Annotated in this window: 15 protein-coding genes and 1 tRNA gene; 14 read left to right on the forward strand and 2 right to left on the reverse strand. The window is 62.6% G+C overall.

Features of this window, described 5'->3' with window-relative positions:
* Positions 1-57 precede the first annotated feature (57 nt).
* The 6 genes from ACKUG4_RS03760 to pgaD all read left to right on the forward strand — a co-directional run bounded on the left by ACKUG4_RS03760 (position 58) and on the right by pgaD (position 9,032).
* Positions 58-693 (forward strand): hypothetical protein, encoded by a 636-nt coding sequence (locus tag ACKUG4_RS03760; RefSeq protein WP_011331886.1) that lies wholly within the window; start codon positions 58-60, stop codon positions 691-693.
* A gap of 199 nt (positions 694-892) precedes the next feature.
* On the forward strand, positions 893-2,398 hold the full coding sequence (locus ACKUG4_RS03765) for a YdgA family protein (protein ID WP_445433491.1): 1,506 nt from the start codon (positions 893-895) through the stop codon (positions 2,396-2,398).
* 256 nt (positions 2,399-2,654) lie between these two features.
* Entirely contained in the window at positions 2,655-5,135 is a 2,481-nt protein-coding gene (pgaA, locus tag ACKUG4_RS03770) for a poly-beta-1,6 N-acetyl-D-glucosamine export porin PgaA (RefSeq protein ID WP_445433492.1), read from the forward strand.
* 12 nt (positions 5,136-5,147) lie between these two features.
* Complete coding sequence (pgaB, locus tag ACKUG4_RS03775) at positions 5,148-7,145, forward strand: poly-beta-1,6-N-acetyl-D-glucosamine N-deacetylase PgaB (RefSeq protein WP_445433493.1); 1,998 nt, start codon at positions 5,148-5,150, stop codon at positions 7,143-7,145.
* A 1-nt stretch (position 7,146) separates the two neighbouring features.
* Positions 7,147-8,502 carry a poly-beta-1,6-N-acetyl-D-glucosamine synthase gene (pgaC, locus tag ACKUG4_RS03780; protein ID WP_064592607.1) on the forward strand — a complete coding sequence of 452 codons (1,356 nt, stop codon included), beginning with the start codon at positions 7,147-7,149 and terminating at the stop codon, positions 8,500-8,502.
* Positions 8,499-9,032, forward strand: coding sequence for a poly-beta-1,6-N-acetyl-D-glucosamine biosynthesis protein PgaD (gene pgaD / locus ACKUG4_RS03785; RefSeq protein WP_074689361.1), 534 nt, complete (start codon positions 8,499-8,501; stop codon positions 9,030-9,032). Before pgaC ends, pgaD begins: the two co-directional genes overlap by 4 nt.
* Here the strand turns inward: pgaD and ACKUG4_RS03790 are convergent.
* Complete coding sequence (locus tag ACKUG4_RS03790) at positions 9,025-10,554, reverse strand: FAD-dependent oxidoreductase (RefSeq protein WP_445433494.1); 1,530 nt, start codon at positions 10,552-10,554, stop codon at positions 9,025-9,027. The two genes, pgaD and ACKUG4_RS03790, sit on opposite strands and share 8 nt — an antisense overlap.
* A 139-nt stretch (positions 10,555-10,693) precedes the next feature.
* Between ACKUG4_RS03790 and ACKUG4_RS03795 the strand changes: the two genes are divergently transcribed.
* The 5 genes from ACKUG4_RS03795 (at position 10,694) to ACKUG4_RS03815 (ending at position 14,535) form a co-directional block, all read left to right on the forward strand.
* Positions 10,694-11,254, forward strand: coding sequence for a YbhB/YbcL family Raf kinase inhibitor-like protein (locus tag ACKUG4_RS03795; protein WP_064592611.1), 561 nt, complete (start codon positions 10,694-10,696; stop codon positions 11,252-11,254).
* Between the two features lie 89 nt (positions 11,255-11,343).
* Positions 11,344-13,035, forward strand: a complete 1,692-nt coding sequence (locus ACKUG4_RS03800) for a vWA domain-containing protein (protein ID WP_445433495.1) — start codon at positions 11,344-11,346, stop codon at positions 13,033-13,035.
* Between the two features lie 29 nt (positions 13,036-13,064).
* A complete protein-coding gene (locus ACKUG4_RS03805; RefSeq protein ID WP_039773061.1) occupies positions 13,065-13,646 on the forward strand; it encodes an RNA polymerase sigma factor in 582 nt (193 codons plus the stop codon).
* Complete coding sequence (locus ACKUG4_RS03810) at positions 13,643-14,245, forward strand: hypothetical protein (RefSeq protein ID WP_445433496.1); 603 nt, start codon at positions 13,643-13,645, stop codon at positions 14,243-14,245. The genes ACKUG4_RS03805 and ACKUG4_RS03810 overlap by 4 nt, the downstream gene beginning before the upstream one ends.
* A 20-nt stretch (positions 14,246-14,265) precedes the next feature.
* Positions 14,266-14,535, forward strand: a complete 270-nt coding sequence (locus ACKUG4_RS03815) for a hypothetical protein (protein ID WP_445433497.1) — start codon at positions 14,266-14,268, stop codon at positions 14,533-14,535.
* 67 nt (positions 14,536-14,602) lie between these two features.
* Here ACKUG4_RS03815 and ACKUG4_RS03820 read toward each other — a convergent pair.
* Positions 14,603-14,679, reverse strand: a tRNA-Arg gene (locus tag ACKUG4_RS03820).
* Positions 14,680-15,122: 443 nt separating this feature from the next.
* On the opposite strand from ACKUG4_RS03820, the gene gabD reads away from it, so the two are divergent.
* The 3 genes from gabD (at position 15,123) to ACKUG4_RS03835 (ending at position 19,382) form a co-directional block, all read left to right on the forward strand.
* Entirely contained in the window at positions 15,123-16,565 is a 1,443-nt protein-coding gene (gene gabD / locus ACKUG4_RS03825; protein ID WP_064592619.1) for an NADP-dependent succinate-semialdehyde dehydrogenase, read from the forward strand.
* A gap of 186 nt (positions 16,566-16,751) precedes the next feature.
* The gene (gene gabT / locus ACKUG4_RS03830; protein ID WP_007957613.1) at positions 16,752-18,029 is read left to right on the forward strand and encodes a 4-aminobutyrate--2-oxoglutarate transaminase; all 1,278 of its coding nucleotides are present in this window, start codon (positions 16,752-16,754) and stop codon (positions 18,027-18,029) included.
* Positions 18,030-18,170: 141 nt separating this feature from the next.
* The gene (locus ACKUG4_RS03835) at positions 18,171-19,382 is read left to right on the forward strand and encodes a response regulator (protein ID WP_163973818.1); all 1,212 of its coding nucleotides are present in this window, start codon (positions 18,171-18,173) and stop codon (positions 19,380-19,382) included.
* Positions 19,383-19,406 lie beyond the last annotated feature (24 nt).

Genomic DNA, 19,406 nt, shown 5'->3' on the forward strand with positions numbered 1-19,406 from the left:
CCGAACCAGGCGCCTTTTCAGTGCACATCGCTAGCGCAGGTCTAGGGGAAACCAATAATGAAAAACCCTTACGCTCTTGGCTTCTGGTGCGCCCTGGTAGCCCTGGTGCTGCTGTCGGCCACCTACTTCTACGGCATCATGCTGGCCCACCAGATCGACAAGGCAATGGTCTTTCTCGACAGCACCGTGGCGCTGATCGCGGTCATGGCGATCGTGGTCGTGGCGTCGGCGCTGGTGCAGACCCAGCGACTCAAAAAACGCCAGCTTGAGCAAAGCAAGACGCTGCTGCTGATCTGGGACACCAAAGTCGCGCTGCGCAAAGTCGAAACCGTATTCGACCGCTACTTCTGGGGAGGCTACTGGCAGCCGGGGCGTACCTTCGCCGAAGTCATGGGCGAGCTCACCGGCACGCCGCTGGAAAAAAGCCTCGAAGCCCTGAAAAAACAATGTCTGGCCCTCGACCGACAAGTCGCCGGCGACGGCTGGCACTGGCTCAACAACGCCCGCGAACTGTCGGACGTCGCCACAGCCATGGCCCGCGAGCGTTATCAACTGGATTTCTGCGACCCACGCAGCGACGGGCCGGGCGGAGCGGTGATCGACCGGGATTTCGAAGTGCTGGTGTACACCTGGACCGCGCGGCTGAAAAGCTTCGACCATCAGCTGGACGAGATCGAGGTTCAATACTCCTGAGCCCGAAAAGATCGCCGAACCCGGCGATCTTTTTGTTTGTCCATGTCTTGTCGACATTCTTTAACCTTTAAACATTGGGCTGCCAGGCGCACCCGGTGCTAATCTCCACCGCTAAATTCAGCGGAGTCGCGCCACGGCCCGGTCACGGGTTCAGGGAAGACGACCACACTTTCAGCCACGGAAATCGATCAGGTCATTCATGAATAAATCAGCAGGCGTGCTTCTCGGAATTGTTGTGGCCATTGGCGCCATCAGCGTAGGCGGGGCCTGGTACACCGGCACCAAAATCGAAGGCGTGCTGAACAACGCCGTCGCCAATGCCAACAGCGAGTTGCAGACCGCCATGGCCGGCTCCAACGGCAGTGCGTCGCTGGAACTGGTATCGCTGGAGCGCAACACCTTCAGCAGCACCGCGCACTATCGCCTCAAGGGCGAGGGTGAAATGTTCGGCGAAGCGCCGGTCGAGCTGCTGTTCGTCGACCACATCGAACACGGCCCGCTGCCGTTCTCGCGTCTGGTGTCGCTGAAATGGCTGCCGGTCATGGCCACCAGTCACTTCGAGCTGGAAAAGACCCCGATCACCGAAAAATGGTTTGCCGCCACCAAGGGCGCGGCGCCGCTCAAAGGTGTGGTCAACATCGGCTACGACCAGTCCACCACCGGCAACCTCGAACTGCTGCCACTGGAAACCGCGCTGGATGACAAGTCGAACCTGAAGTTTTCCGGCTTGAACATGGATATTTCCGCCAGCGCCCAGGCCCAGAAGGTCAAGGCCGACGGCTACATGGACAGCCTGCGCCTGACCACGGTCGCCGAAGACCAGACCCCGGTGCAGATCGAACTCAATGGCCTGACCCTGGCCAGCAACCTCGCCAAGAGTACCTACGGCTATTACACCGGCGAGAACACCCTGGAGCTGACCAGCAGCAAGACCACCTTCGGCGCCAAGCAGTCGGTGCTGGGCGTGAAGAACTTCGAAATGAAGAACCGTACCGAAGAGAACGGCAGCAACGCCTCCGGCCGTGCCGACTACAAGGTCGCTGAAGTGACTCTCAACGACAAGAAGATCGGTTCGGCCAACCTGGCCATGAGCCTGAAGAACCTCGACATCCCGTCGGCCATGTCGCTGATGCAGATCTATCAGACCAAGCTGCAGCCTTACGAAAAAGCTGCTGCCGAAGCCACCGCCGCCGGCCTGCCGGCACCGGAGCTGAACCTGACCGAGGCCGAGTCGACCCAGGTCAAGGCCGACCTGCAGAAACTGCTGGCCGCCGGGCCGCAACTGGCGCTGGAAGACCTGTCGCTGAAAACCGCCAACGGCGAAAGCCGGGCGAATCTGGTGCTTGATCTGACCAAGCCTGCATCGATGGACCTGCCACCGGATCAACTGGGCAAACAGTTGATCGCGCTGCTGGACATCAATGTGTTGGTGTCCAAGCCGATGCTGGTCGACCTGCTCAGCGTGCAGGCGCAAATCGATGGCCAGACCGATGCCAAGGCCATCGTCGACCAGGCCAGCGCTGGCGCCGACATGTTTGCCGGCATGGCCGTCGGTTCGCAGCTGGCGACCCTGGATGGCACCAACGTTGTCACCAAGCTGCATTACGCCGCCAATCAGGTTGAATTCAACGGCCAGAAGATGACCGTCGAGCAGTTCGTGGGCTTCCTGATGAGCAAGTTCGGCAGTATCGAACAGCCTCAGTAAACGCCTCGCGCGTCACCGAAACGCCCGGCCTCTGCACCCGCAGACGCCGGGCGTTTTGCTGTCTGGCATCCGGGTCAACGGTCAGCCGGGGCCAGTCCTCGTCACGAATCTGAACAATTATTGTGTTCTGAATATTGATCTACGCTTGCGTGCAAGACTGCTTGGATAGCTTGGCCAGGTGATCTACTTGGCCTCCGTTACGAATTGGGCAAGGGGGGGCACTGCTACCCGGCTGGCCATGTAAGGATGCTGACGAATGCCGCGTATTGATGGTCCTGTATTACATCGTGGTTTACGCCCTTTGTTTCGAGTCGCGCTGTGCAGCCAGTTGCTCTGGCCGGCGTTCGCGTTCGCCGCCACGGCCTACGATCAAATGGTGCTCGACGCCCGGGCCGGGCATTACACACCCGCGCTGACCGTTTTGCGTCAGGTGCCGCCGGCCCAGGCCACCACCGGCCAGGTCAGCGATCACCTGCAAATCGCCGGTTGGGCCGGACTTGATGCGGAAGTGGTGCAGGTCTACGAGACCCAGGGTCGTGGCCGCGCACTGCCGGTTCAGGCGCTGACCGCCACCGCCCGGGCCTACCGCAACCTCAAGCGCTGGGATCAGGCGATCCAGGTCTACAACCAGGCCCTGACCCTGGAGCCGGACAACGCCGACCTGCAACTCGGTCTCGCGCTGACCCAGGCCGACTCCGGCAAGCCTGACGAAGGGGTGATCCGCGCCCGTTCGCTGGTCGCCGCCAAACCCGATGATCCTGCTCGCCGACTGGCGCTGGGCTACGCCTTGAGTCGCGCCGGCAAGCCGTACGACGCGCTGTTCGAATACGACCAGGCCTTCATGCGCGCCGGCAACAAACCCGAGGTCGCCCGCGAATACGTGGTCGCCCTGCAAAAGGCGCGTCTGCCGGAGCCGGCGCTGCGGCTTGCCAGGCAGCGTCCGGGGTTGATCGATCCCGTCACCTTGCGTCGACTGGAAGGTGATCTGGCCGCCGAACGCGTGCGCCTGGCCGAACTGGCCACCCGCAGCGAAAAAGAACGCTACGTGATCGCCGACCGCGCCCTGGCCGACTACGACCAGTTGCTCGCCACCTGGACCCCGGACGCCAGCGCCCACGATGACGTGACCCGCTGGCGCATCGACCGCATGGGCGCACTCAAGGCCCGGGCGCGCACCGCCGAAGTCATCAGCGAATACCAGAAGCTGCAAGCCGAAGGCGTGAAGATCCCGACCTACGCCCTGCGCTGGGTGGCGGCGTCCTATCTGGATCAGCGCCAGCCGGAAATCGCCACCGATCTTTACCGTCAGGTGCTGGCGGCGCCGGACGCCGATGTCGGCGACCGACTCGAAGACACCACGGCGCTGTATTACTCGCTTCTGGAAAGCGACCGCGCCGAAGAGGCGCGCAAGGTTGCTGAGGATCAGGCCAAGGCGCAGAAGCCGCGTGTCGAACTCAAGGGCTTGCCGATCGGCAACCCCAACGACGAATGGATGGACGCCCAGCAACTGGCGGCACAGGCCGGCACCTATGGCTCCGACCTGCCTCACGGTGAAGAGCGTTTGCAGACCCTGGTGGATCAGGCACCGGGCAACATCGGCCTGCGCCTGGCCCAGGCCGATCTGTACCTGGCCCGCAACTGGCCGCGCCGCGCGGAAAACCAGCTCAAGGAAACCGAAAGCATCGCGCCGCGCGACATGGGCCTGGAAGTCGCGCAGGCCCGCACCGCCATGGACCTCCAGGAATGGCGGCAGATGGATGCGCTGACCGATGACGTGGTGGCGCGTTTCCCCGACAACCGTCAGGTCCAGCGTCTGGCCCGTGAACGTGAAGTGCACGACATGTCCGAGCTGCGCGTCGAGGCCTACGGCGGCAAGGCCAACGGCGGCAGCGGTGGCGATGCCGGCGCGGTCTCCGGCAGCCGGGATTTCGGTATCCAGACCACCCTTTACAGCCCGCCGATCGATGAAGACTGGCGAGTGTTCGCCGGGGCCGGATACGCCACTGGCGATTTTGCCGAGGGCACCGGCCACCACCGCTTCCAGCGTGTCGGCCTGGAGCGTCGCACCCGCGACATGACCCTCGAAGCCGAAGTGTCGAATCATTCCTACGGTTTCGGCGACAAGCAGGGCGCGCGTCTGGCGATTGCCCGGGATATCAACGACCACTGGCAATACGGCGGCAGCCTTGAATACCTCTCGGCCGAAACCCCGCTGCGGGCATTGAACAGCGACATCAAGGCCAACGGCGGCAGCGGTTTCATCCGTTGGCGCGGCAACGAGAGCCGCGAGTGGCGGCTGGCGGTCAGCCCGTCGCACTTCAGCGACGGCAACAACCGCGTCGAAGCCTTGCTGACCGGAAAAGAGGGCGTCTACAGCGCGCCGAACCTGCAAGTCGATGCGGGCCTGGAAGTGGGCACCAGCCACAACTCAAAGTCCGATGACGTGCCGTACTTCAACCCGAAGTCGGACTTCAGCGTCATGCCGCTGCTCAACGTCAATCACGTGCTGTACCACCGCTACGAAACCGCCTGGAGCCAGCAGTTCCAGGCCGGAGCGGGCACTTACAGCCAGCGTGATCACGGCACCGGCGGCATGGCATTGCTCGGTTACGGCCAGCGCTACGCCTGGAACGACGTGTTCGAGGTGGGCGGTTTGTTCAGCGTGATCAACCGGCCCTACGACGGTGACCGGGAAACCGATCTGCGTCTGCTCGTCGACCTCACTTTCCGCTTCTAGAAGAGTTTGAAGATGCCTTTGATTTCGCGTTTCTTCCTTCTGCTGGGAGTGCTGCTGGTCAGCGCCTGCGCCCAGCAAGCCCCGGCCTTTGCGCCGCCGTCCGAGCGACCGCTGGCAGCCAATGAAAAGCCCTGGCCGAAAAACCACGTGCTGGGCATTGCCTACCACGATGTCGAAGATCGTGACCCCGATCAGGCGGTGGTGGCGGTGCGTACCGAGCGCCTGCTCGAACAGCTCGCCTGGCTGCGGGAGAACAACTACAAACCGGTGACGGTCGACCAGATCATGGCCGCGCGCCAAGGCGGGCCGGAACTGCCGCCCAAGGCAATCCTGCTCAGCTTCGACGACGGTTACTCAAGCTTCTACACCCGAGTGTTGCCGGTATTGCGCGCCTACAACTGGCATGCGCTGCTGGCGCCGGTCGGTACCTGGATCGATACGCCGCTGAACCAACCGGTGGATTTCGCCGGCACGCCGCGTCCGCGCTCGGACTTCCTGACCTGGGCTCAGGTGCGGGAAATCTCGCAATCGGGCCTGGTGGAAATCGCCGCCCACACCGATGCCAATCACAAAGGCATTCTCGCCAATCCGCAAGGCAACCTGCAGCCGGCGGCCGCGACCCGACGCTACGATCCGGTGAGCAAGCGCTACGAATCCGAAGCCGATTTCCAGGCGCGGATCCGCGCCGACGTGCAAGCGATCTCGGAGAAAATCCGCAAGAACACCGGTAAGAAACCGCGCGTCTGGGTCTGGCCTTACGGCACGGCGGACGGCACGTCGCTGACCGTGGTCAGCGAAGAGGGCTATGAAATGGCCCTGACCCTCGATGACGGCCTCGATGCCCTCGACAACCTGATGAGCGGGCCGCGTTTCCTGGTGGCTTCCGACCCTGACGGCGAGCACTTCGCCAACAGCGTGGTCGGCGTGCAATCGGATTTCACCATGCGCGTGGTCCACGTCGATCTGGACAACGTCTACGACCCGGACCCGGCGCAGCAGGAAATCAACCTCGGCAAACTGATCCAGCGCATGGCCGACATGGGCGCCAACACCGTGTTCCTGCAAGCCTTCGCCGATCCGAAGGGCGATGGGCTGGTGCATTCGCTGTACTTCCCCAACCGTCATCTGCCGATGCGCGCCGACCTGTTCGACCGCGTCGCCTGGCAATTGCGTACCCGGGCTCACGTGAAGGTCTTCGCGTGGATGCCGGTGCTGAGTTTCGAGCTGGATTCGAAGTTGCCACGGGTGACGCGCTGGGATCCGAAGACCGGCACGACCGCGGTCGACCCGGATCAATACAAACGCCTGTCGCCGTTCGATCCCGAAGTGCGGCGGATCATCGGCGAGATCTACGAAGACGTGGCACGCCTGACTTCGGTCGACGGCATTCTCTACCACGACGACGCAGTGCTTTCGGACTTCGAAGACGCCAGCCCGCAGGCACTGAAGGCTTACGCCGCCCAAGGCTTGCCGGGCTCGATCGCCGCCCTGCGTGACGATCCGGCAGCGATGCAGCGCTGGACGCGGTTCAAGAGCCGTTACCTGATCGACTTCACCAACGAACTCACCGCCAAGGTGCGCGCGATTCGTGGCCCGCAAGTGCTCACCGCACGCAACATCTTCGCCGAGCCGGTGCTCAATCCGCACAGCGAAGCGTGGTTCGCGCAGAACCTCGACGACTTCCTCGGGACCTACGACTGGACGGCGCCGATGGCCATGCCGCTCATGGAAAAACAGACCCATGCGCAATCCGGCCCGTGGCTCGAAGAGCTGGTGGCGAAGATCAAACAGCGCCCTGGTGCGCTGGACCGCACGGTGTTCGAACTGCAAGCCCGAGACTGGACGAAAAAGGACCAGGCCGACATCGACGGCGCACAACTGGCCGACTGGATGAGCCGCCTCAAGCGTCAGGGCGCCACCAGTTTCGGCTACTACCCGGACAACTTCCTCGAGAACCTGCCGGACCTGAAAACCGTGCGGCCTGCGCTCTCCAACAAATGGAACCCATGACATGCTGGATAGACTGCTGGCCCTGCTTGTTCTGGCGATCGTCCTCGGCGTCCCGCTGGGGCTGATCTTCCTGGTCACCGGGCAATTCCTGATGGACTTCGTGTTCTTCTACCCGCTGTTCATGTCCGGGTTGTGGATTTCCGGTGGCCTGTATTTCTGGCTGCACTGGGAACGGCACTGGCCGTGGAAGGACGACACCCTGCCGCCACCGCTGGAAGGCGAACCGCTGATTTCGATCCTGATCCCTTGCTACAACGAGGGCGACAACGCCGCCGACACCATCCACGCGGCGCTGGCGCAGCATTACCCGAACATCGAAGTCATCGCGATCAATGACGGCTCCAAGGACAACACCGCGCAAGTGCTGGATGCGCTGGCCAAGGAAGACCCACGGCTGCGGGTGCTGCACCTGGCGGAAAACCAGGGCAAGGCCGTGGCCCTGCGCATGGGCGCCATCGCTGCGCGCAGCGAATATCTGGTGTGCATCGACGGTGACGCGCTGCTGGCGCCGAACACCGCCGCTTACCTTGTGGCGCCGATGCTCGACAACGCACGACTGGGTGCGGTGACCGGCAACCCACGGATCCGCACACGTTCGACTCTGGTCGGGCGGGTTCAGGTCGGCGAGTTCTCGTCGATCATCGGGCTGATCAAGCGCACCCAGCGGGTGTTCGGGCGGATCTTTACGGTGTCGGGTGTGATCGTCGCGTTCCGCCGCACCGCGCTGAACCGGGTTGGCTACTGGAGCCCGGACATGATCACCGAAGACATCGACATCAGCTGGAAGCTGCAACTGGACCACTGGAGCATTTTCTACGAGCCCCGTGCCCTGTGCTGGATCCTGATGCCGGAAACCCTGCGCGGTCTGTGGAAACAGCGTCTGCGCTGGGCCCAGGGCGGCGCCGAAGTGCTGTTCAAGAACATTCGCGGGATCTGGCAGTACCGCCACCGTTACCTGTGGCCGCTGCTGTTCGAATACTGCCTGTCGACCGGTTGGGCGTTCACCTTCCTGTTGTCGGTGATCTTCTGGGCCGTCGGCAAGTTCGTGGTCATGCCTGAAGCCATTGCGGTCGATCACCTGATGCCCCCGGCGTTCACCGGTCTGCTGCTGGCGTTTGTCTGCCTGGTGCAGTTCGCGGTCAGCATCATCATTGACCGTCGTTACGAGCCGGGCCTGGGCAAGACCATGTTCTGGGTGGTCTGGTATCCGATTGCGTTCTGGTTCGTCAGCCTGCTGACCACGCTGGTCAGTTTCCCCAAAGTCTTGTTCGGCCAACACCAGAAGCGTGCGCGCTGGGTCAGTCCCGACCGGGGTATCAAGCCGCTCGGGGACGATGAAGAGGAGGTTATCAAATGAAAATCATCCGAACCCGCCAACGGCCGTTTCTGGTGGTGGTCGATGCGTTCTTCACCGTGCTGGCCTGGATCGGCCTGCTGTATCTGCTGGCGCGCGGTCTATGGCCGCTGATCGAGACCCACGAAGGCGGGCCGCGCATCGACAATTCGGCGTTCGAAGCCCTTGGCACCTTGCAGATTTACCTGTGGGTGGCGCTGGTCAACGCGGTGATCCTGATCGGCTGGGCGCGCTATCAGCAACGCAAGAGCCGAAGCTTCGCCCAGCGCCGCCTGCCGTCCCCGGTGGTCGACGATGAAGGGCTGAGCCGCAGCTTCAAATTGTGTGACGAGCGCTTTCAGAAATTGCGCGGCCCGGGCGTGATGACCATCCACAACGATCAGGACGGCGACGTCAGCCATGTGGTGCCGCATCTGTGGCCGGTTCAGCCGCAAGAGCTGCCACCACCGCTGGCCCCGCTGGAGCATCCTCGGGTGATATTTCTGCACGCCGAGGACGACGACAACCGCGAGCCGCTGAACCGGATCACCTGACGGCGCGAATCAGCCGCCAGGCTTCATCCATCGGCAGCGGTTGTTTCATGCGCTCGGCCAGCAGCGCCATCGCCCGTTCCTGCTCACAGGCCACCGCCGCCGCCACCACGCCTTTGTTCCCGAACAGCCCGATAAACGGTGGCTGTTCGGGTTCGCCGATAAATTCGACCGCATCCCACGCCTCGGCGTGACCGAGATAGTCGTAGTTGCGGCCGAAATGCCAGGTCCAGAAATACGGCACGTCGAGGTAATGCTCGTCGCCACCGAGCAGGTTGGCGGCGGCGATCCACGCGTGCTGCTGGGCCAGGCGCCAGTGTTCGATGCGTTGTGGTTTGCCGTTCAACGGGAAGGTGGCGATATCGCCAATCGCCCACAGGTCGTCAGCCACGCGCAGGCTGGCATCGACCAACAGTGATTGATCGTCCTCGCGCGGCAGGTCGCCGAAGGCTTCGGTGGCCGGATGCACGCCGATTCCCGCCAACACCAGATCCGCCGACAGGCGCAGGCCGTTGTCGAGCAACACCGCCTCGACCTTGCCGTCGCCGGTGATCTCCCTGGCTTCGTGATCGGTGATGAATTTCACGCCGTGTTCTTCATGCAGTGCCCGGATCGCCTTGCCCACGGCTTCACCGAATTGCGCCGCGAAGGGAATCTCGTGACGCGCCAGCACCGTCACCTCGAGACCGTGCTGGCGCAGGGCCGAGGCGCATTCGAGCGCAATGAAACTGTCACCGATGATCACCGCGCGCTGGCCCGGCTGGGCGGCGTCCATGATGGATTGCGCCTGGGCTTTGCAGCGCAGGACAAATACTTGAGGCAGGTCGGCGCCGGGTAGTTCCAGCGTGTTCGGCGTTGCGCCGGTGGCCAGCACCGCCGCGCTGTAATGCAGTGTGCGGCCATCGCTCAGGTGAAGGGTTTTGGTATCGGCATCGAGCCCTGTGACCTCGCCTGAAACCCGGTTGATGTGCTGTTCGCGGTAAAAATCGTCATCGCGCAGGGGCGGGGTTTCCGCCGACGGCATTTCCCCGGACAGCACGAATTTGCTCAGCACCGTTCGGTCGTAGCCGGCGTCCGGCTCGCGGTCGATCAGCACGATTCGCCCGCCGAAGCCTTTTTCCCGCAGGGCGGCGGCGCAGGCCGTTCCCCCGGCACCGGCGCCGACGATCACAAAGGTGCGCGGGTCGTCCTGCGGCGGGGTGTGCGGATCCGGCAGCGGCTGGTCATCGACCCACACCTCGTCGCCGCGCAGTTCCAGCGGATAACGCTTGAGGCTGTCCAGCGCCGGTGGCTCGCACAACGCGCCATCTTCGGCACGAAAAGCTGCCTTGTGCCACGGGCAGATCAGCCGGCCGTGGCACAACGCTCCTTCCGCCAGCGGCGCGCCGGCGTGCGGGCATTGCCCCTGAAAGGCACGCAACTGGCCGGCGGCGCGCAGCAGGACGATCTTGCAGTCGCCGATTTGCACCTCCAGCCCACGGTCTTCAGGCACATCGGCGAAACGGGCGACACGGTGCAGGGTCATGGTCGTGCTCCTCACAGGCATTTCTCATACGAGTTTGGGCCGCATTGCGAGGTTCAGCCATTTGCCACTGCCACGGCACGAACGGTACGGCTATAGTTTGCAGGCCGACGAAGGCCCAACTGCACAAGGTGCTCCCGGAATGACCCGATTGACCTCTCTCAACCCTTGGCTGGCGGCCGTTGCCGTCGCCCTTTGCGTGCAGTTTCCGGCGCAGGCCCAGGAGCGTTTCACCCTCAGCATTCCCGGCGTGTCGGATAACCGCCTGTTCACCTCGGCGGCGGCCAGCGATGCGGCCGGCTGCGGCGGCAAGAACCAGTCGCCGGCCCTGAGCTGGAACGCCGGCCCGAGCGGAACCCTGAGCTACGCCATCGTCATGCACGATCCGGACGGCCAGAAAGGCGCGGGTGTCGATCACTGGATTCACTACGGCATCAAGGCCACGACCCGGCAGATTGCCGCCGGCGTTGGCGCCAAATCGGCCCTTGAAGGCGTCGGTGGCACCAACAGCAAAGGCACCACCAGCTACGTCGGCCCGTGCCCACCGGTGGGCGACAGCGCGCACCACTACATCATCCAGATCTACGCCCTGGATCTGGCCCCGGACGCCTTGCCCGCCGGCCTGACCCGCGCCCAGCTGATGGAAAAAATCAAAGGCCACGTGCTGCGCAACAGCAGTGCGGTGCGGCGTTATCACCGCTGAAAAAAATTTTTGGCGAGGTTTAACCCGAACGCAAAGGGCTGCCCGTCTCAGGGGATGAATGGATCAATTCTTCCCCGAGGTCAGCCCCCATGTCCCTTCCTTCCACGCTTCTGCGCCCCCTTGCTGCCAGTGTGTTGCTGGTGGTTGCCGGTTGCGGCGTTTCCTCCAGCCCGGAAACCACCGTCATGCCACCTCCGGCGCAGACTGAACTGAAATCTTCCGTGCAGCCCGAAGTGGTCATGGCCGACAGCGCGATGGCCAAACGCAGTGTACGGGCGGCGCCGATCGCCAGTTTTGCACCGCTGCCGGCCGCTGAAAGTTATCCACAGGGCTATCGCGACGAACAGCGCGAGCAGTACGCCAAGCTGGCCGACAACCCGATCCACAGCGTCGCCGAAACCCCGGTCTCGACCTTTAGCGCCGATGTCGACACCGGCGCCTACGCCAACGTGCGGCGACTGCTCAATCAGGGTCGACTGCCGCCGGAAGGCGCGGTGCGCCTGGAAGAGATGGTCAATTACTTTCCCTACGACTACGCGCTGCCGAGCGATGGCTCGCCTTTCGGCGTGACCACCGAACTGGCCGCTTCACCGTGGAACCCGCACACCCGCTTGCTGCGCATCGGCATCAAGGCCTCCGACCGCGCGGTGGCGGAACTGGCCCCGGCCAATCTGGTATTTCTGGTGGATGTCTCCGGCTCGATGGACCGCCCCGAAGGCTTGCCGCGGGTCAAAAGCACCCTGAAGTTGCTGGTCGATCAATTGCGCGAGCAGGATCGGGTTTCGCTGGTGGTGTATGCCGGCGAATCCAGAGTGGTGCTGGAGCCGACTTCCGGACGTGAAAAAACGAAAATTCGCACAGCCATCGAGCAATTGACCGCTGGCGGCTCGACTGCGGGTGCTTCAGGCATCGAGCTGGCTTACCAGATGGCGCAGCAGGCGTTCATCCCCAACGGCATCAACCGCATCCTGTTGGCCACCGACGGTGACTTCAATGTCGGCATCAGCGACTTCGACAGCCTGAAACAAATGGCTGTGGATAAACGCAAGACCGGCATATCCCTGACCACCCTGGGTTTCGGTGTGGATAACTACAATGAACACCTGATGGAACAACTGGCCGATGCCGGTGACGGCAACTACGCCTACATCGACAACCTGCGCGAAGCGCGCAAGGTGCTGGTGGATCAACTCGGTTCGACACTCGCCGTGGTGGCGAAAAACGTCAAGTTGCAGGTCGAGTTCAACCCGGCGCAGGTCAGCGAATACCGCCTGCTCGGTTACGAGAACCGCGCGTTGAAGCGTGAGGATTTCAGCAATGACAAGGTCGATGCCGGTGAAATCGGTGCGGGCCATACGGTGACGGCGTTGTATGAAATTGTCCCAACAGGCGAGAAGGGCTGGCTGGAACCGCTGCGTTACGGAAAAACCGATGCTGTGGTTTCCGAGAAGAAAGGAGAATTGGCAATGCTGCGCGTGCGATATCAAAAGCCTGAGGGAGGGAAAAGTCTGCTGATCGAGCGGCCGATTGCCAGTCAGGTTGCGTCCGCCAGTGAAGACCTGCGCTTTGCTGCCGCCGTCGCCGCGTTTTCCCAGCAACTCAAGGACGGCCGCTACACCGGCGAATTCAGCCTCAAGGACACCGAAGCCCTGGCCCGAGGTGCACGCGGCGATGACCGCTTCGGCCTGCGCAACGAGTTCGTGCAACTGGTGGAACTGGCGCAGAGCCTGCGTACGTCCACGGCCTCCAACGCAATGTCCACCGAGCGACGGATTGAATAGTGAGCCGCCTCAAAGGCTTCATCACCCAGCTGTTTGCTTCTGCAGACAGCCTTGAGGCCAGCAGCGACGAATCGCTGCTGGCCCGTTATCGCGAGGGTGACGGCAAGGCGTTCGAGATCCTGTACGCTCGTCATCGGCAGAGTCTTTACCGGTTTCTGCTCGGTTTGAGCGGCAAACCGGAACTGGCCGACGAGGTTTTTCAGGAGACCTGGCTGAGCCTGATCCGCAGTGCCAGTCAGCCACAAGGCCGGGCGACCTTTCGTACATGGTTGTTCCAGATTGCCCGCAATCGCCTGATCGACCACTGGCGCAAACACGGCGCCCGGCAACCGCTGCATGACAGCTACGACGAGCAATTTCACGCCGTCAGCGACGACGCCTCCGATCCCGAACAACTGCTCAACCTCAGCCGCGACAGCCAGCGCCTGGAGAGCGCCCTGCAATCCTTGCCCGCCGACCAGCGCGAAGTGTTCCTGCTGCGCGCCCATGGCGACCTCGACCTGGCGCAAATCGCCAGCCTCACCGAAACACCGCTGGAAACCGTCAAGAGCCGCTTGCGCTACGCCCAGCAAAAACTGCGTCGGCTGCTGGCCGAGGAGGTACTGACATGACGGACGCCCGCCCGACACCCGAAGAGCAAGTGCTCAAGCATGTGCGCGAACAGCACAACGCCGAGCCGCCGGCGCATCTCGATGCGCTGATCCTCAACGCCGCCCACCGTGAGACTCCGGCACCACGGCAAAACCTGTGGCAACGCTGGCTCAAGGCCTGCCAGAAGCCGCGCTACCAAGTGGCTTTTGCCAGTCTGGTCGGCATCGCGCTGATGCTGTCGCTGGTGCAGCGTGCGCCGGAACCCGTGGCTCAATTCGATTTCGCCCCTGATGCCAAACCGGCCGCGCCTGGGGTCCGCCAGGAGGCCCGATCGCTGTCGGCTCCTGCCGGCGCACTTTCCGCGCCAGCTCCCGCGCCGATGGCGGAAATGGCCGCGCCGATGCAGAGCGAATCGATCAGCGCCGACACGGCGGACGAAGCCAAGGTCAGCAAGCGCGCCGCCGCCCCGGTCAACGGTCTCGACGCGCAACTGCGCGAAGTCCTGCGCCTGCGCGAGTCCGGCCAGTCGCAAGCGGCCGACAGCCTGTTCAACAACCTGCACAAGCGCTATCCGAACGTGAATCTCGACCTGCGGCTGGAAAAAATCCGCAAGAACTGACTGTATCAGCCATCCGCCATTTGGCATTGACCCGCAAAAACGCGCACTATCGGGTCATTGCCGATGCGCTGGAGGATGCCGTGGCCCAAAAAATCGACCGCATCGCCCAAATGCTCAACTGCCCGGTCAAGGGTGAGGAACTGCGGCGGGCAGTGACAGAGAGTCGCAAGGAGTTTCTTCTGGCCAAACAGACCGAAGAGGATCTGGAGGACGACGTTCTCGATGATGACTTGATCGAGGACGAAGAAGACGATGATGAATATGACGAGTTTGACTGGACGACGGAGTGAGTCGCCAGCCAGCAGATACAAAAAAGCCCCGGACCATCACAGTCCGGGGCTTTCTCGTTTAAATCAATGGCGCACCAGGCGGGATTCGAACCCACGACCCCTGCCTTCGGAGGGCAGTACTCTATCCAGCTGAGCTACTGGTGCAGCGGGCGACATCATACCTAGGTCGGCTCGGGGCGTCCATGCCGGGTTTTGGCGTGGTTTGTCAGTGCAAGTGTCGGTTTGAAAACCCTGCATTCCATAAAGCTGTAACGTCCTGCAAAAGGCTCGCTTGGCGCTTTGGAGAGGCTGATCTATGGTTTCCCTGCAACCGGGGCTCCTTGTACGTTGATCTGAAATGTTCAGCAATTGCGGCGTTTTTGTTCTTTTTTTCGAACGCCCTATTGTCCTTCAACCCCTTTGAACCTAGGATTCGTTTGAGATTTCAAACGCTCCTGATCCAGGTGCTGAGCCGCACGCGTTTCGAGTCGTGCGCTATTCATGTGCCAGCCCGGTGAATGATTTCCCTGACGGCAGCCTTGCGAGGCGCCTTTCTACAATCATAATTTTGCTCCGCGCCTTGCGCGGTGCTGTTAAGGAAAGCCGACATGCAGCTTAAAGACACCCAGTTGTTCCGCCAGCAAGCCTTCATCGATGGCGCATGGGTCGACGCGGACAACGGTCAGACGATCAAGGTCAACAACCCGGCCACTGGCGAGATTCTGGGCACCGTACCGAAGATGGGCGCTGCCGAAACCCGCCGCGCCATCGAAGCCGCCGACAAGGCGCTGCCGGCCTGGCGTGCACTGACCGCCAAGGAGCGTGCAGGCAAACTGCGTCGCTGGTTCGAACTGATGATCGAGCACCAGGACGACCTCGCTCGCCTGATGACCCTCGAGCAAGGCAAACCACTGGCCGAAGCCAAGGGCGAAATCGTCTACGCCGCTTCGTTCATCGAATGGTTCGCCGAAGAAGCCAAGCGCATTTACGGCGACGTGATTCCTGGCCACCAGCCGGACAAGCGCCTGATCGTGATCAAACAACCGATCGGCGTGACCGCTGCCATCACCCCGTGGAACTTCCCGGCGGCGATGATCACTCGTAAGGCAGGTCCTGCGCTGGCCGCCGGTTGCACCATGGTGCTCAAGCCGGCTTCGCAAACGCCGTTCTCCGCATTCGCTCTGGCCGAACTGGCCCAGCGCGCCGGCATCCCTAAAGGTGTGTTCAGCGTGGTCTCCGGCAGCGCCGGCGATATCGGCAGCGAGCTGACCAGCAACCCGATCGTGCGCAAACTGTCCTTCACCGGCTCGACCGAAATCGGTCGTCAGCTGATGTCGGAATGCGCCAAGGACATCAAGAAAGTCTCCCTGGAACTGGGCGGCAACGCGCCGTTCATCGTGTTCGACGACGCGGATCTGGATAAGGCCGTCGAAGGCGCGATCATTTCCAAGTACCGCAACAACGGCCAGACCTGCGTCTGCGCCAACCGTCTGTACATTCAGGATTCGGTCTACGACGCGTTCGCCGAGAAGCTGAAAGTGGCAGTCGCCAAGCTGAAGATCGGCAACGGTCTGGAAGAAGGCACCACCACCGGCCCGCTGATCGACGAGAAAGCCGTGGCCAAGGTGCAAGAGCACATCGCTGACGCCGTGAGCAAAGGCGCGACCGTTCTGGCCGGTGGCAAGCCGATGGAAGGCAACTTCTTCGAGCCGACCATCCTGACCAACGTGCCGAAAGACGCGGCGGTGGCCAAGGAAGAAACCTTCGGTCCGCTGGCGCCGCTGTTCCGCTTCAAAGACGAAGCCGAAGTGATCGCGATGTCGAACGACACCGAGTTCGGTCTGGCCTCGTACTTCTACGCTCGCGACCTGGGCCGTGTGTTCCGTGTGGCTGAAGCCCTGGAATACGGCATGGTCGGCGTCAACACCGGGCTGATCTCCAACGAAGTCGCGCCGTTCGGCGGCATCAAGGCCTCGGGCCTGGGTCGTGAAGGCTCCAAGTACGGCATCGAAGATTACCTGGAAATCAAATACCTCTGCCTGGGCATCTAAGCCTCGGTAGAAGATCGCTGTAAACGCAAAGGGCACGAGAGCGCTGTCCCTTTGCGTCGTTTCAAACCGGAATTTTCTCTGCGGCCGGGAACGCCGTGCCAGTCGATCATCGCATGCTGCCACCGCCGATTCCTCCCGCTTTATCCTTGAACCACGCCGCCCGATGAGCGGCGAATGAGGACTGTAATGAGCAAGACTAACGCTGAACTGATGGCCCGTCGTACCGCAGCTGTTCCACGTGGTGTTGGCCAGATTCACCCGATCTTCGCCGAGTCCGCGAAGAACGCGACAGTGACCGACGTTGAAGGTCGTGAATTCATCGACTTCGCCGGCGGTATCGCCGTACTGAACACCGGCCACGTGCACCCGAAAATCATCGCCGCCGTGACCGAGCAGCTGAACAAGCTGACCCACACCTGCTTCCAGGTTCTGGCTTACGAGCCGTACGTCGAGCTGTGCGAGAAAATCAACGCTCGCGTACCGGGCGACTTCGCCAAGAAAACCCTGCTGGTGACCACCGGCTCCGAAGCCGTTGAAAACGCCGTCAAGATCGCCCGTGCCGCCACTGGCCGCGCTGGCGTGATCGCCTTCACCGGCGCTTACCACGGTCGCACCATGATGACCCTGGGCCTGACCGGTAAAGTCGTGCCTTACTCGGCCGGCATGGGCCTGATGCCAGGCGGCATCTTCCGCGCGCTGTACCCGAACGAACTGCACGGCGTGAGCATCGACGACTCGATCGCTTCCATCGAACGCATCTTCAAGAACGACGCCGAGCCGAAAGACATCGCCGCGATCATCATCGAGCCTGTGCAGGGTGAAGGTGGTTTCTACGTTGCGCCGAAAGAATTCATGAAGCGTCTGCGTGCCCTGTGCGACCAGCACGGCATCCTGCTGATCGCTGACGAAGTGCAGACCGGCGCTGGCCGTACCGGCACCTTCTTCGCCATGGAACAGATGGGCGTTGCTGCCGACCTGACCACCTTCGCCAAATCCATCGCTGGCGGCTTCCCGCTGGCCGGTGTGTGCGGCAAGGCCGAATACATGGACGCCATCGCGCCAGGCGGCCTGGGCGGCACCTACGCCGGTAGCCCGATCGCTTGCGCCGCGGCCCTGGCCGTGATGGAAGTGTTCGAAGAAGAAAAACTGCTGGACCGCTGCAAGGCTGTCGGCGAGCGTCTGGTTACCGGCCTGAAAGCCATCCAGGCCAAGTACCCGGTGATCGGCGAAGTCCGTGCCCTGGGCGCCATGATCGCGGTCGAGCTGTTCGAAAACGGCGACAGCCACAAGCCAAACCCGACCGCCGTCGCGGCTGTCGTGGCCAAGGCGCGTGACAAGGGCCTGATCCTGCTGTCCTGCGGCACCTACGGCAACGTGCTGCGCGTCCTGGTACCGCTGACCTCGCCGGACGAGCAACTGGACAAAGGCCTGGCGATCATCGAAGAGTGCTTCTCGGAGCTGTAATCCGTAGCACCGTGTGATCGGATCGACAAAAAACCCGCTTCGGCGGGTTTTTTCATGCCTGGAGAAACACTTGCGCGGTTTTCAGGTTGTACCGAAACGCCAGCATTGGCTAAGGTTCAAGCATTGCAAGGGAGGGCGAGCATGACGGCCGTCGATTTACCCGCTGTACCGAGAGTCCTGATTGCCGAGGCCGACCCGTGGTCTCGTGACCTGCTCAAACAAGTGTTGCTAAATGTGCGCTGCGATGCGCGGCTGGATCTGTGCGCCGATGGCCAGGAGGCAATGACGCTGCTCAGCGAAGTGCCCTATGACCTGGCGATCGTCGACTGGGAGTTGCCCGGCGTCGATGGCTTGAACGTGTTGCGCAGCGTGCGCCAGCGCAAACGCAACCCGCCGCTGCCGTTCATTCTGATGAGCAGTCGCAACGACAGCGCCAGCGTGCGCGAAGCCTTGCCGCTGGCGCCGACCGCCTACCTGGCCAAACCCCTGAACATGGAAAGCCTGACCGAGCGTTTGCAGGGACTGCTGCTGAACGCCGGCGAAGAAGTGTTCTGTGAAGTACCGGCCCTGGCGCCGGGCATGACATTGTCGGTGTTCCTCGAACGCCGCCGCGAGCAGGCCGACGGCGCGCCGCTGATGACCGACGTGCAGGTGGCGGTCAAGCGCAGCCTCAATCCCAACGGCCTGGATCTGAAGCTGCTGGAAGAGGAAATTCGCACCGACCCGCAGATCACCGCCGTGTTGATCGCCGCCGCCAACAGCGCCGCCCAGCACCACGGTGCGCCAGTGCAGACCCTGGCCCAGGCGCTGCATCGTCTGGGCACCGGTCAAAGCATGAACCTGATCCTTGGTTTGGCACTCAAGCGCAGCGCCCGGCTCAGCGACCCGTGTCTGGCCGACTACGCCGAGCGCTATTGGGGCCTGTCGCTGCACACCGCCGAGTACGCCCGCACGCTGGCGCGGCTGCTCGATCTGGATCAGGAGCGCTGCTATTGCGCCGGGATGCTCCACCGCCTCGGTGATCTGGCGTTGTTGCGTTGTCTGCAGGAGTGGAAGCAGGCTGGCGGCGAGCTGGATGAGCTGGAGGAAGTCGGCGATGCGCTGGCCGAATTCGGTGCGGCGTATGGCTCGGCGCTGCGCACTCGCTGGCGTTTGCCGTTGGAGCTGCGCGAGCTGATTGCCTCGGTCTACCAGCTCGGTGGCGGGGTGTATTCCCGCGAGGCACTGGTGATGAACATGGCGGCGCAGATGGCGCGGCTGACCGAGCATGAAGGCGTCGAGGAACTGGCGAAGAGCCGCACGGCGCGCTTGCTTAAAATCGGCTTGCCGGAGCTGATACGGATGCGCAAATAGCGGTTTGATTGCGCATCCAGTCTT

Origin of the sequence: Candidatus Pseudomonas auctus (assembly GCF_048654275.1) — a bacterium.
Taxonomy (GTDB): Bacteria; Pseudomonadota; Gammaproteobacteria; order Pseudomonadales; family Pseudomonadaceae; genus Aquipseudomonas; species Aquipseudomonas pharyngis.

Bases quoted from the DNA above. Each gene is read 5' to 3' on its own strand.
- ACKUG4_RS03760 (WP_011331886.1), top strand. From the start codon at position 58: ATGAAAAACCCTTACGCTCTTGGCTTCTGGTGCGCCCTGGTAGCCCTG.
- ACKUG4_RS03765 (WP_445433491.1), top strand. From the start codon at position 893: ATGAATAAATCAGCAGGCGTGCTTCTCGGAATTGTTGTGGCCATTGGC.
- pgaA (WP_445433492.1), top strand. From the start codon at position 2,655: ATGCCGCGTATTGATGGTCCTGTATTACATCGTGGTTTACGCCCTTTG.
- pgaB (WP_445433493.1), top strand. From the start codon at position 5,148: ATGCCTTTGATTTCGCGTTTCTTCCTTCTGCTGGGAGTGCTGCTGGTC.
- pgaC (WP_064592607.1), top strand. From the start codon at position 7,147: ATGCTGGATAGACTGCTGGCCCTGCTTGTTCTGGCGATCGTCCTCGGC.
- pgaD (WP_074689361.1), top strand. From the start codon at position 8,499: ATGAAAATCATCCGAACCCGCCAACGGCCGTTTCTGGTGGTGGTCGAT.
- ACKUG4_RS03790 (WP_445433494.1), bottom strand. From the start codon at position 10,554: ATGACCCTGCACCGTGTCGCCCGTTTCGCCGATGTGCCTGAAGACCGT.
- ACKUG4_RS03795 (WP_064592611.1), top strand. From the start codon at position 10,694: ATGACCCGATTGACCTCTCTCAACCCTTGGCTGGCGGCCGTTGCCGTC.
- ACKUG4_RS03800 (WP_445433495.1), top strand. From the start codon at position 11,344: ATGTCCCTTCCTTCCACGCTTCTGCGCCCCCTTGCTGCCAGTGTGTTG.
- ACKUG4_RS03810 (WP_445433496.1), top strand. From the start codon at position 13,643: ATGACGGACGCCCGCCCGACACCCGAAGAGCAAGTGCTCAAGCATGTG.
- gabD (WP_064592619.1), top strand. From the start codon at position 15,123: ATGCAGCTTAAAGACACCCAGTTGTTCCGCCAGCAAGCCTTCATCGAT.
- gabT (WP_007957613.1), top strand. From the start codon at position 16,752: ATGAGCAAGACTAACGCTGAACTGATGGCCCGTCGTACCGCAGCTGTT.
- ACKUG4_RS03835 (WP_163973818.1), top strand. From the start codon at position 18,171: ATGACGGCCGTCGATTTACCCGCTGTACCGAGAGTCCTGATTGCCGAG.